10 protein-coding genes are annotated in these 12,644 nt (G+C 44.9%); 8 read left to right on the top strand and 2 right to left on the bottom strand.

The window, feature by feature from the left end:
* Positions 1 to 58 precede the first annotated feature (58 nt).
* The 7 genes from spoIVB to NSA57_RS01035 all read left to right on the top strand — a co-directional run bounded on the left by spoIVB (position 59) and on the right by NSA57_RS01035 (position 7,929).
* Positions 59 to 1,270, top strand: a complete 1,212-nt coding sequence (gene spoIVB / locus NSA57_RS01005) for a SpoIVB peptidase (protein ID WP_257463735.1) — start codon at positions 59 to 61, stop codon at positions 1,268 to 1,270.
* 326 nt (positions 1,271 to 1,596) lie between these two features.
* On the top strand, positions 1,597 to 2,406 hold the full coding sequence (gene spo0A, locus NSA57_RS01010) for a sporulation transcription factor Spo0A (protein WP_022067036.1): 810 nt from the start codon (positions 1,597 to 1,599) through the stop codon (positions 2,404 to 2,406).
* Between the two features lie 57 nt (positions 2,407 to 2,463).
* Positions 2,464 to 3,909 (top strand): glycogen synthase GlgA, encoded by a 1,446-nt coding sequence (glgA, locus tag NSA57_RS01015; RefSeq protein WP_138269987.1) that lies wholly within the window; start codon positions 2,464 to 2,466, stop codon positions 3,907 to 3,909.
* A 56-nt stretch (positions 3,910 to 3,965) separates the two neighbouring features.
* Positions 3,966 to 4,151, top strand: a complete 186-nt coding sequence (locus tag NSA57_RS01020) for a hypothetical protein (RefSeq protein ID WP_022067034.1) — start codon at positions 3,966 to 3,968, stop codon at positions 4,149 to 4,151.
* A gap of 12 nt (positions 4,152 to 4,163) precedes the next feature.
* Positions 4,164 to 4,412, top strand: a complete 249-nt coding sequence (locus NSA57_RS01025) for a spore coat protein (protein WP_022067033.1) — start codon at positions 4,164 to 4,166, stop codon at positions 4,410 to 4,412.
* A 103-nt stretch (positions 4,413 to 4,515) separates the two neighbouring features.
* Positions 4,516 to 6,348 carry a S8 family serine peptidase gene (locus NSA57_RS01030; protein ID WP_147598061.1) on the top strand — a complete coding sequence of 611 codons (1,833 nt, stop codon included), beginning with the start codon at positions 4,516 to 4,518 and terminating at the stop codon, positions 6,346 to 6,348.
* 189 nt (positions 6,349 to 6,537) lie between these two features.
* Positions 6,538 to 7,929: a uracil-xanthine permease family protein gene (locus NSA57_RS01035; RefSeq protein WP_257463736.1), complete on the top strand. Its 1,392-nt coding sequence runs from the start codon at positions 6,538 to 6,540 to the stop codon at positions 7,927 to 7,929.
* 57 nt (positions 7,930 to 7,986) lie between these two features.
* On the opposite strand, the gene NSA57_RS01040 is transcribed toward NSA57_RS01035, so the two are convergent.
* A complete protein-coding gene (locus NSA57_RS01040; RefSeq protein ID WP_257463737.1) occupies positions 7,987 to 9,219 on the bottom strand; it encodes a 6-phosphofructokinase in 1,233 nt (410 codons plus the stop codon).
* Positions 9,220 to 9,452: 233 nt separating this feature from the next.
* On the opposite strand from NSA57_RS01040, the gene pepT reads away from it, so the two are divergent.
* Positions 9,453 to 10,670: a peptidase T gene (gene pepT, locus NSA57_RS01045; RefSeq protein WP_257463738.1), complete on the top strand. Its 1,218-nt coding sequence runs from the start codon at positions 9,453 to 9,455 to the stop codon at positions 10,668 to 10,670.
* A 48-nt stretch (positions 10,671 to 10,718) separates the two neighbouring features.
* Here the strand turns inward: pepT and pckA are convergent, their stop codons facing one another.
* Positions 10,719 to 12,323, bottom strand: coding sequence for a phosphoenolpyruvate carboxykinase (ATP) (gene pckA / locus NSA57_RS01050; RefSeq protein WP_178709656.1), 1,605 nt, complete (start codon positions 12,321 to 12,323; stop codon positions 10,719 to 10,721).
* Positions 12,324 to 12,644: the final 321 nt, after the last annotated feature.

Here is a 12,644-nt window from a genome sequence, read left to right on the forward strand (position 1 = left end):
GAGAGGATGACAGAAGAGGTTATTCTCTCTTTTTTATTATGCGAAAGGATGTGACAGAATGAACAGAAGAGGAAGATACAGAAAATTTCTTTTCTGGTGTCTCGGGCTGGATGTACTTGCTATGAGCTGGCTGGGATACCGTTATATGGACCGCAAGGTTCCTGATGAGATACATGTGTCAGAGAGCAGTGCCCATGAGGTGCAGGAGCTTCTGGAGCATCCTCTGCTGGAATTTGAGGATGCGATCACTGTGTCCGGAGAAGGCAGTTATCTGCTGCCCTGCAGACTTCTGGGAATGATACCATTTAAGGATATCAAAGTGACTCCCGCAGAGGCCGGTTCTGTGTATGTAAGCGGAAGTACAGTGGGAATTTATATGGAAACAGAGGGCGTTTTGATCATTGATACAGGAGAGATCCTGTGTGAAGGAGGAACTGCAAGGGAGCCGGCAAAAAATATTGTCAGACCCGGAGATTATATTGTGGCATTTAATGAACAGAAGGTAAGCAACAAAAAGGAACTGATGGAGGATCTGGAAATTCTGGACGGAGAGGATGTGATTCTGGATGTTATAAGAAACGGAGAAAAAATTCCTGTGTCACTGACTCCTGTAAAGGATGCCGGAGGAGAATACAAGCTGGGTATCTGGGTACGGGACAATACCCAGGGCATCGGAACCCTCACCTTCGTGGACGAAAAAGGCCGTTACGGCGCCCTGGGTCATGGAATCAGTGATGTGGATACAGGGGAGCTTCTTCATATCAGCAAAGGGGCGTTATATCAGGCGGAGATCCTGGGTATCCAGAAAGGAAAGAGCGGAAGTCCGGGAGAACTTTCCGGGCTCATACGCTATGAACCCGGCCAGATTATAGGCGCTGTTGACACGAACAGCAAAAATGGTATTTACGGTTCTTTTTATGACAGAAGAGCCGGAATTCCGGTGAAAAAAACAGAAGTGGCTTATAAACAGGAACTGGAAGTCGGATCGGCGTCCATTCTCTGCTGTGTGGATGGAAGCGTAAAGGAATATGACGCGGAAATTACCAGGATTGACATGAACCATGAAGATACAAACAAAAGCTTTGTGATCCATGTGACAGATCCTGAGCTTCTGGAGATCACAGGCGGTATTGTTCAGGGAATGAGCGGAAGTCCCATACTTCAGAAGGGGAAATTTGCCGGAGCAGTGACACATGTATTTGTACAGGATTCAACAAGCGGATATGGTATTTTTGCAGAGACCATGCTGGAAAATATAAAAAACAAGTAACGCTTCAGAAAAAACAGATACAGGAAACAGGACAGAAAACCTGTTTTTGTGGGAAATGTAGAAAAATAGAAGAACAGGTCAAAACAGCGGAAACCCTCATAAAACTGCACAAAACCAGGAATTAAAACCAGGCGGGAATGTGGTTTTATGGGGTAAAATGTACTTAAATCTCGAAAGAAGGCGAAAGAAAAACCGGCATTTCACCCAGTTTCGGCTTGATTTCGCCTGTGATGTTCTACTATAATAGCTGTGACATGAAAGAGTAAACGAAAATTCACCACAGCTGTGGAAGGTTGGCTGTGAAAAATGAGGAGGGAATTGGTCTTATGGAGAAACTAAATGTAGCAGTTGCAGATGATAACGAGAAAATGGTAGAAGTACTGGGCCGAATGATTGAAGAGGATCATGATCTGAAACTGGTGGGGAAAGCGCACAACGGAGAAGAAATTTGTAATATCATCAGAGAAAAAGAACCGGATGTAGTCATCCTGGATATTATCATGCCGAAGATGGACGGACTTACAGTTATGGAACAGTGCAGCCATGATCAGACGGTAAAGAAACTGCCGTCTTTTATTGTGGTTTCGGCAGTGGGGCAGGAAAGGATCACAGAGGATGCCTTTAATCTGGGAGCAGATTATTATATGCTGAAGCCTTTTGACAATCAGGTGCTTCTGAACCGGATCAAACATCTGCGCCGCTTTGGAGACAGAAGAAACCGTGAGCCGCTTCTGCGTCAGGCAGTGCAGGAAGAAAAGGCGGATTACGGAACGCATAATCTGGAGGGAGATGTGACAAATATCATCCATGAGATCGGAGTTCCTGCGCATATCAAGGGATATCAGTATCTGAGAGATGCCATTATCCTGGCAGTCAATGATATGGAAATGCTGAATTCTATTACCAAGGTTCTGTATCCTACCATTGCCAAGAAACATCAGACAACCCCAAGCAGGGTGGAACGTGCCATCCGTCATGCCATAGAAGTGGCGTGGAGCAGAGGCAAGATGGACACCATTGACGAGCTGTTTGGATATACGGTAAGCACAGGCAAAGGCAAGCCTACGAACTCAGAATTTATTGCCCTGATCGCAGACAAGATTCGGCTGGAATACAAAAAACACTCTTTTAAATAAAAGTGAATTGGGGTATAATAAAAATAACTTCAAGCCACTAAGGAGGGGTATTTACAGATGAAAAGGATTTTATTTGCAACATCAGAGGCAGTACCGTTTATTAAAACAGGAGGTTTGGCAGATGTAGCGGGAGCACTTCCGAAATATTTTGATAAACGCTATTTTGATATCCGTGTCATCCTTCCGAAATATGCCTGCATGAAGCAGGAATGGAAAGATAAAATGGAATACGTGACCCATTTTTATATGGATCTTGGTTTTAAGAACTGCTATGTGGGCATTATGCAGATGCAGTATGATGGGATTCAGTTTTACTTTATTGACAATGAATATTATTTCAGCGGTCCAAAGCCTTATGACAGCGCTCCGTGGGATCTGGAAAAATTTGCATTTTTCTCAAAAGCGGTTCTTTCCGTACTTCCTGTGATCGGTTTTCGCCCGGATGTGATCCATTGTCATGACTGGCAGACAGGTCTTGTTCCTGTGTATCTTCATGATTCTTTCCAGCAGAATGAATTTTTCAGAGGGATCCGCACAGTTATGACTATCCATAACCTGAAATTCCAGGGAGTATGGGATGTAAAAACAGTAAGGGAGATCACAGGTCTTTCTGATTATTATTTTGCTCCAGATAAACTGGAAGCATACAGAGACGCCAATTTCCTGAAGGGCGGAATTGTTTTTGCGGATGCGGTAACTACTGTAAGTAATACATACGCAGAAGAAATTAAAACGCCGTTTTACGGAGAGGGCCTGGATGGGCTGATGTGCGCCCGATCCAACAGCCTGAGAGGAATTGTAAACGGAATTGACTATGATGTATTTAATCCGGAAACAGATCCTTTTATCACTCAGAATTACAACGCCCGTAATTTCCGCAAGGAAAAAATAAAAAATAAACTTCAGCTTCAGAAAGACCTGGGACTTGAGGTTGATCCAAAGGTAATGATGATCGGAATCGTATCCCGTCTCACAGACCAGAAGGGCTTTGATCTTATTGCCTATGTGATGGATGAAATGTGCCAGGATGCCGTTCAGTTTGTGATCCTCGGAACCGGAGACGAGCGCTACGAAAATATGTTCCGTCATTTTGACTGGAAGTACCACGGAAAGGTTTCTGCTCAGATCTATTATGACGAGCCGATGTCCCACCGCATTTATGCAGCATCCGATGCGTTCCTGATGCCGTCTCTGTTTGAGCCCTGCGGCCTCAGCCAGCTGATGAGTCTTCGTTACGGAACACTGCCGATCGTTCGCGAAACAGGCGGGCTTAAGGATACGGTTCAGCCTTACAATGAGTTTGAGGGAACAGGAACCGGATTCAGCTTCCGAAACTATAATGCCCATGAGATGATGGACACTGTGAGAAATGCAGAGAGAGTATTCTATGACAACAAGAGAGAATGGAACAAGCTGGTAGACCGCGCTATGGCGGCGGATTTCTCCTGGGGTCATTCTGCAAGCCAGTATGAGGAAATGTACAACTGGCTCATCGGCGAATAAAAATCTGATTTTCTGAGATACTATCTTTTGTAACATAATATTGAGGAGGTAGTATCATGACAGAGATTTCAGAACTTGATTTACAGAATCTGCGTCACCTGATCGGCGGATTTGACACCACACACTGTAAAATGCAGGACTATGCACAGAAAGCAGAGGATATGGAAGTAAAACAGTTTTTCCAGAAATCTGCGCAGTCCGCACAGCAGACAAAGCAGCAGCTTATGCAGTTTTTACAGTAGGAGGTGGCACAGATGAACGAAAAAACAATGGTAGCAGATACGCTGGCAGGTATTAACGGAGAGCTTGTCCGTTATGGTGAAATGATTCCTCAGACAGAGAATCCGGAACTGAAGCAGACTCTGAAGCAGATCCGTAACCAGTGCGAGATGTCTCAGGAAGAGATTTACAGAATTGCCAGGACAAAGGGCTATTATGTACCGGCTGCAAAGGCAACCAGAGAAGAAGTAGAACATGTCCGTTCTGTGTTAAATCAGGGCTGACAGCATGTGTAAAAAGGCTTCCGCAGAAAGATCTGCGGGAGCTTTTTTTACACATATTGTAAGAAGAACGGCATAGGCTGATAAAAAGTGTTCTGGAGAAGATATGCTGAAAAAAGAAGACTATGAGCCCGGATTATGGACAGAAGAGAAAAATCTGACTGTGGAGGAAACAAGACTGCCTTTTACAGAGGAACTGGCAGGTGTGATTCCTCAGCCGGAAGAAAACAGGGAAATACCTGATGGAATACAGGTAGTTCCTGCCCAGAATGAAAGCTATCAGAACTTTATTATCCGGTATAGCCGCAATGTTGACGGAGCTGTCAACTATGAGTCGGACAGGAGCTTTCAGATTATCAATGAGCTTTTTGGAGTCATCTATATACCGGCTTCTCAGGTACCGGAATCTGTGATCAACAGCTATTCTTACTCTTCCGTTCCCAAGTGTTATACATATATGGATCAGGGCGGCCTGAATGCCTCAGGCATCAATCGGCTTCATGAACATCCTTATTTGAGGCTGAGGGGAGCCGGAACTTTGATTGCGATTATTGATTCCGGGATCGACTATACTCATTCGGCATTTCGAAATGGAAACCAGAGCCGGATTGTAAGCATCTGGGATCAGAGCCTTCCTTCAGGGGAGTCAGAGGAAGTGCCTTATGGACAGGTTTTTACCCGGCAGGAGATCAACAGAGCCCTGCAGTCCGAAAATCCGCAGGAAATCGTTCCTTCTGCAGACATTAACGGACACGGGACACGGCTTGCTTCCATAGCAGCGGGAAACAGGAATCTGGAAGAGGGCGTTTCCGGGGCAGCGCCGGAGGCGGAGCTGGTAATTGTAAAGCTGAAGCCTGCCAAGGAATATCTCAGAGAGCTGTATCTGATTCCTCCTGAGGCTGAGGTGTTTCAGGAGGATGATATTATGCTTGGGATTTCCTATGCAATAAAATGCGCCCTGCGTTATCAGAAACCTCTGTCTGTGTGCGTGGGTCTGGGAAGCAGCCAGGGATCTCACAGAGGCGACGGTCCTTTAAGCCAGTATATCAGCAGTATTGCTGATTTTACCCAGAACTGTGTATCTGTGGCAGCTGGAAACGAAGGACTGGCAAGACGTCATTATATGGGGCTTCTGGACGAAAAAACCACTTCTGATATTCTGGAGCTGAGAGTGGGGGCAAAGGAAGCGGTACATGGATTTTCTATGGAATTCTGGGGAGAGGCATCGGATTTTTATCATGTAACTATTCAGTCTCCGACTGGGGAAAGGCTGCAGGTAAGCAGCGCTCTGAAATACGGGACTCAGGAGCTGTCGTTTGTGTTTGTGGAAACAAAGGTGATGGTAAATTATGTTCCAATTGAAAGGAGATCAGGAAATACGCTGATTTTTTTTCGTTTTCTCCATCCGGCAGAGGGAATCTGGAAACTGGAAACTTCAGGAAGACTGAACAGTTCTGCAAGATTTCATGTATGGCTTCCTGTACAGGGGATGATCTCAGAGGAGACGTATTTTCTGGAGTCATCTCCGGAGTATACGGTTACTGCGCCGGGAGACGCGGTAAATGGAATGACTGTGACAGCCTATCAGTACAGAGACGACAGCCTTTACAGCAAAGCCAGCAGAGGCTACAACACAGATAATGTGGTAAAGCCTGATTTTGCAGCACCCGGGGTGGATATGAAAGCTGCAGCTTCAGGACCGGCAGGAACGTACACACAGTCATCGGGAACAAGTCTTGCAGCGGCGCAGACCTCAGGTATTGCAGCTCTTTTATTTGAGTGGGCCATTATCCGTGGCAACGAGCCTTTTTTTTCCGGTAACAGTGTAAAAAATTATCTGAGAAGAGGGGCAGTCAGAGAAGAAGATATGCAGTATCCAAATCCGGAATGGGGGTATGGAAGAATAGATCTGTATCACACCTTTGAGCTCCTTACTTAATGAAACAGATCACTCAGTGATGATAATCGGGAAATGAATATTTACTAAAAAAGTACACAAAAATCCCTCCTGTTTTTTGGTGATATTTCATACAAAAACTTTTAGTTCACCTAATTGTTTTTATGCATTTTGTCTGGTATAATAAGCAAAGCAGTATTATTCATATAAGAAAAGGAAGGGGAGATTTTTATGAAACGAGGGAGTATTTTTGAGCTGGATGGGGTACCCAGGCTGCGGGAAGCCTGTCCCCTTGCTCTCCAGCATGTAGTTGCAATGATCGTTGGCTGTGTTACGCCGGCAATTATCGTGGCAGGAGCCGCAGCAGGCGGTCTGAATTCCCAGGACCGTGTAATTTTGATACAGGCTTCTCTGCTTATGTCCGGGCTTGCTACGCTGATTCAGCTTTTTCCCATTGGAAAACGAGGGAAATTTGCAATTGGTTCAGGCCTTCCCATGATCATGGGAGTAAGCTTTGCCTATGTGCCGAGTATGCAGGCTATTGCAGAAGGCTATGGGATTGCTACGATTTTTGGAGCACAGATCGTAGGTGGTATCGTGGCCCTTATTATGGGACTTCTGGTAAAAAAAATCCGTGTATTTTTCCCGCCTCTGATCACAGGAACCGTTGTGTTCACCATAGGTCTGTCTCTTTATCCTACGGCCATTAACTATATGGCAGGAGGAGTGGGAAGTGAAAACTATGGAGCATGGCAGAACTGGCTGGTTGCGTTTTTTACTCTTGCAGTAGTGACTGCTCTGAACCATTTTGGAAAAGGAATCTGGAAACTGGCTTCTATTCTTATTGGAATTATTGCAGGTTACATTGTGTCGATTCCGTTTGGAATGGTGAATCTTTCCAGCGTAGGTGAGGCGGGCATGTTCCAGGTTCCGGAATTTATGCATTTTGGGATAGAATTTGAGATCTCTTCCTGCGTGGCTATAGGGCTTTTGTTTGCAATTAATTCTGTTCAGGCGATCGGCGATTATTCTGCAACCACCATCGGAGCAATGAACCGGACACCTAAGGACGGAGAGCTTCAAAGCGGTATTGTGGGCTATGGACTGACGAATATTTTAAGCGCATGCTTTGGATGCCTGCCAACAGCGACCTACAGCCAGAATGTCGGTATTGTCACCACAACAAAAGTTATTAACCGCTGTGTTCTGGGGCTGGCAGCAGTGATTCTTGCAGTAGCGGGAATTGTTCCGAAGTTTTCAGCCCTGCTCACTACGATTCCTCAGTGTGTACTGGGTGGAGCAACGGTTTCTGTTTTTGCCTCTATAGCAATGACCGGAATGAAGCTGGTGGCTTCTGCGGAAATGGATTACCGCAATTCCTCGATCGTAGGTCTTGCAGCAGCTCTGGGAGTAGGCGTTTCTCAGGCAACGGCAGCGCTTTCTACGTTTCCGGCATGGGTTACTACAATATTCGGAAAATCTCCGGTAGTGCTTGCAACAATAATCGCTGTACTGCTGAATGTGATCCTTCCCAAAAGCAGGGATGAGAAAAAAGAAGAAGAGAGAAAACAAAAAGAAGTAGAAGAACAATTAGAAAGAGATCATAAAGAATTTTCAGAATAATAAAATCAAGAAAGAAGCTGCTTATATGTCAGCTTCTTTCTTGATTTTTCGTATATTTTATTTTCTGTAAACAAATACCGGAAGACCGTCTTCGCCCAGAGGTACATTGACACTGCCCTGAACAAGGGGAGTCACATATTTTATAAATTCATCAGATACATCAGAACCGTTTTCTGTGATCCATTCAGCCGGAACTTCTTTTTCTTCATTGCAGATCAGATTTACATCTTCCAGTCCACATTCCATTTGATAGGATCCGTCTTCAGCCTGACGGCGGACAAAAGAGACCATTTTGCCTGTTTCGCCATTTAAAGCAGCCTGAACACCGAAACGTCCGGCGGAAACCGCCTCTTTTTGGTCAGCGGCGGAGATAAGAGAAGCAGAGCAGCGCTGGCTTACATTCAGCTCTACAGAACGGGCTTTTACTCCAAGACGGTCACGAACCAGATTTTCCAGATATTTTCCGCAGCCTGCAAGCATTTTGTGACCAAAGGTATCTGTCCCCACAGAACTGTCATACTCACAGATAAAGGTACCGTCCGCATCATGGATTCCTTCGGAAACACACACAACTACATTGCAGTTTTTTTCAAAAGCACTTTCTACATCTTTGAGGAATTTTTCTGTATCAAAAGCGCTTTCCGGGAGATAAATAAAGAAAGGATTGTCGCCTTTGTACTTGCGGGCAAGGGCAGAGGCAGCAGTAAGCCAGCCGGCGTGACGTCCCATGATCTCAATAATGGTTACGGATTTTTTTTCATAAACGCTGGCATCCAGAGTGATCTCGCGTACTGTTGATGCCACATATTTTGCGGCGCTTCCGTATCCCGGAGTATGATCGGTATGTACAAGGTCATTGTCAATGGTTTTAGGCTCGCCGATCACGCGAATAGAGCTGCCTGTCTGAGCAGCGTATCTGGAGAGCTTACTTACAGTGTCCATGGAGTCATTGCCCCCGATATAGAAGAACCAGCCGATATTCATTTCCTCGAATTTTTCGAAAAGAAGAGGGTAAACCGGATCTTCCAGAGATTCCGGCAGTTTGTAACGGCAGGAACCAAGATAAGCGCCTGGTGTGTGTTTCAGATAATCCAGCTGTTCACCTGGCAGAGCTTCACGGAAATTCAGAATCCTGTCCTCAAGAAAGCCTTCGATTCCGTTTACCATACCGTAAACTTCGCCAATCTCATCAGAATGAGCAATTCCCTCGGAAACCACTCCGTAAAGACTGCTGTTGATCACTGCTGTAGGGCCGCCGGACTGTCCGACGATCAGATTCTTTTTTGTCATTTTGTACCTCCGATATGGATAATTGTAGGATTTCCCACTGATGCAAGTATACCATATGAAGAAGGGAATGACAAACAGAGAAAAAGGCTGACCGGGAACCAATGGATCGGAATAGAGCAAGGATTCGTTGTATTTTAAACATTCTTATATTATAATGAGTTTATTCAGAAAACAGCTGCGGCCTTTATCCGGAAGGCTTCACTGTAAATCAAGCATCAGAACAGGAGAATGACATGAGAGCATATGAGAGATTTTTGAATTATGTAAAAATCCACACGACAAGTGACGAAAACAGCAATACAACGCCAAGCACCAGACGCCAGTTTGATCTTGCAGAGATTCTTGCAGAGGAAATGAAAAAACTTGGAGTGAAAGATGTCAGAGTGGATGAAAACTGTTATGTATACGGGGCGATTCCGGCAACCCCGGGATATGAAGACAAACCTGCCATCGGCCTGATCGCTCATCTGGATACTGCTCCGGATTTTTGCGGAGAACATGTAAATCCTCAGATATACAGAAATTATAATGGAGAGGACGTAACGCTTGGAGACAGCGGAAAGGTGCTTTCTGTTAAGACCTTTCCTCATCTGAAAGAGCTGAAGGGAAGAACACTGATCACTACGGATGGAACCACTCTTCTGGGGGCAGATGACAAAGCCGGAATCGCAGAGATCATGACAGTTGCAGAAGAGCTGCTGAAGGGAACCATGCCTCACGGAAAAGTATGTATTGCTTTTACACCGGATGAAGAGGTGGGAAGCGGCGCAGATAAATTGGATATTCCGGCATTTGGATCCCAGTATGCCTATACTGCAGACGGCGGCTGTGAAAATGAGATTGTATACGAGAATTTTAATGCCAGCGAGGCAGTGTTTAAAATCAAAGGATTTAATATTCATCCAGGCGAAGCCAGGAACAAAATGATAAATGCGGCTCTTGTGGGAATGGAGATCAACAGTATGCTTCCAAATCTGGAAACACCTGCACATACAGAGCTGTATGAAGGCTTTTTCCATCTCTGTGAGATGGAAGGCACTGTGGAGAATGCAACGCTTCAGTATATTATCCGTGATCACAGCGCAGCCTCTTTTGAGGCAAGAGAAAATACTCTGAGACATATTGAAAAAATCATGAATGAAAAATATGGTCAGGGAACAGTAAAACTTGAAATTCATGAGCAGTACCGCAACATGATAGAAAAAGTAGCGCCATGTATGCAGCTTGTGGATTATGCAAAGGATGCAATCAGAGAACTGGGAATGGAGCCCAATACAGATCCGATCCGCGGAGGTACAGACGGAGCTCAGCTTAGTTTCCGGGGACTTCCCTGTCCGAATCTTGGAACAGGCGGCTATGCTTTCCACGGCCCTTATGAGCATATCACAGCAGAGGGAATGGATACAGCCGTTCATGTGATGCTGGGAATTTTAAAGAGATTTGCGCAGTAACAAAAAAAGGATGTGAGCAATCACATCCTTTTTTGTCAGTTATAAGAATTATTCCTGAGGACCTGCTGAAACAAGAGCTTTGCCAGCCTCGTTTCCTTCGTATTTAGCGAAGTTCTTAACGAATCTCTGTGCAAGGTCTTTTGCTTTTACTTCCCACTCAGAAGCGTCTGCGTAGGTGTCACGAGGATCAAGAATGTTTGTATCAACGCCCGGAAGCTCTGTCGGAACTTCGAAGTTGAAGTGCGGGATAGTCTTGGTCGGTGCGTTGTTGATGTCTCCATTAAGGATTGCATCGATGATACCACGGGTATCTTTGATGGAGATACGTTTTCCGGAGCCGTTCCATCCTGTATTTACAAGATAAGCTTTAGCGCCGTTTGCTTCCATCTTCTTAACAAGCTCCTCAGCATATTTTGTCGGATGAAGCTCAAGAAAAGCCTGTCCGAAGCAAGCGGAGAAGGTAGGTGTAGGCTCAGTGATTCCACGCTCTGTACCGGCAAGTTTAGCTGTGAAGCCAGACAGGAAGTAGTACTGAGTCTGCTCCGGTGTAAGAACAGATACTGGAGGCAGTACGCCGAAAGCATCTGCGGAAAGGAAGATTACGTTCTTAGCTGCAGGAGCTGCGGAAACCGGACGAACGATATTGTCGATATGGTCGATCGGATAGGAAACACGAGTGTTCTCTGTTACGCTCTTGTCATCGAAGTCGATCTTTCCGTCTTTGTCAAGAGTAACGTTCTCAAGAAGAGCGTTGCGTCTGATCGCATTGTAGATGTCCGGCTCGGACTCTTTGTCAAGGTTGATAACCTTTGCGTAGCATCCGCCCTCGAAGTTGAAGATACCGTTGTCATCCCAGCCATGCTCGTCATCACCGATCAGGAGACGTTTCGGGTCTGTGGAAAGAGTTGTTTTACCTGTTCCGGAAAGACCGAAGAAGATAGCTGTGTTTTCACCGTTCATATCTGTGTTTGCGGAGCAGTGCATGGAAGCGATGCCCTTAAGCGGCAGATAGTAGTTCATCATAGAGAACATACCTTTTTTCATTTCTCCGCCGTACCATGTGTTCAGGATAACCTGCTCACGGCTTGTGATATTGAAAAGAACTGCTGTCTCAGAGTTAAGACCAAGTTCTTTGTAGTTTTCTACTTTAGCTTTGGAAGCGTTGTATACAACGAAATCCGGCTCAAAGTTCTCAAGCTCTTCCTCTGTAGGAACGATGAACATGTTCTTTACAAAATGTGCCTGCCAAGCCACTTCAACGATGAAACGGATAGCCATACGTGTGTCGTGGTTAGCGCCGCAGAAAGCATCTACTACGAAAAGCCTCTTATTGGAGAGTTCTTTCAGAGCAAGATCTTTACAGCTGTCCCATGCTTCCTGGGAAGCCGGATGGTTGTCGTTTTTGTACTCATCGGAAGTCCACCATACAGTATCTTTGGAGTTTTCATCCATAACGATGAATTTGTCTTTAGGTGAACGGCCTGTATAGATACCAGTCATAACGTTGACTGCGCCAAGTTCACTTTCCTGACCTTTTTCAAAGCCTTCAAGCTCCGGTTTTGTTTCCTCTTCGAATAACATTTCATAAGAAGGATTGTGTACGATTTCTGTGGTTCCGGTAATGCCGTACTTGGTTAAATCAATTTTTGCCATCTTACATTTACCTCTTTTCTTAAAATAGTAATAGGATAACAGCCTGACTGTCAGACCTTATGTTATCTTGTGAAAGAAGTGGAACTATAGCTTTCCTCTATATATTATACATAAATGCGGGACAAAATCAACCGGAAAAATAATTTTTTAACAATGTAAAAATGCAAGAAAAATACTTCTGAGATAAAATTAGATGAAAATTATCCGAAATACAGATGTAATACAATTACAACATGGGGAATTTTGTTATAATGGCAGAAATCAAAGGGATTTTACAGGAGAAAAAGTATTCTGGAGGGATGCGGATAAGATGTGGAAGAG

Origin of the sequence: Blautia caecimuris, assembly GCF_024622975.1 — a bacterium.
GTDB classification, from domain to species: domain Bacteria; phylum Bacillota; class Clostridia; order Lachnospirales; family Lachnospiraceae; genus Blautia_A; species Blautia_A caecimuris.

Coding starts and splice junctions, on each gene's coding strand:
- NSA57_RS01020 (WP_022067034.1), top strand. CDS start 3,966: ATGACAGAGATTTCAGAACTTGATTTACAGAATCTGCGTCACCTGATC.
- spoIVB (WP_257463735.1), top strand. CDS start 59: ATGAACAGAAGAGGAAGATACAGAAAATTTCTTTTCTGGTGTCTCGGG.
- spo0A (WP_022067036.1), top strand. CDS start 1,597: ATGGAGAAACTAAATGTAGCAGTTGCAGATGATAACGAGAAAATGGTA.
- NSA57_RS01025 (WP_022067033.1), top strand. CDS start 4,164: ATGAACGAAAAAACAATGGTAGCAGATACGCTGGCAGGTATTAACGGA.
- glgA (WP_138269987.1), top strand. CDS start 2,464: ATGAAAAGGATTTTATTTGCAACATCAGAGGCAGTACCGTTTATTAAA.
- pckA (WP_178709656.1), bottom strand. CDS start 12,323: ATGGCAAAAATTGATTTAACCAAGTACGGCATTACCGGAACCACAGAA.
- NSA57_RS01030 (WP_147598061.1), top strand. CDS start 4,516: ATGCTGAAAAAAGAAGACTATGAGCCCGGATTATGGACAGAAGAGAAA.
- NSA57_RS01035 (WP_257463736.1), top strand. CDS start 6,538: ATGAAACGAGGGAGTATTTTTGAGCTGGATGGGGTACCCAGGCTGCGG.
- pepT (WP_257463738.1), top strand. CDS start 9,453: ATGAGAGCATATGAGAGATTTTTGAATTATGTAAAAATCCACACGACA.
- NSA57_RS01040 (WP_257463737.1), bottom strand. CDS start 9,219: ATGACAAAAAAGAATCTGATCGTCGGACAGTCCGGCGGCCCTACAGCA.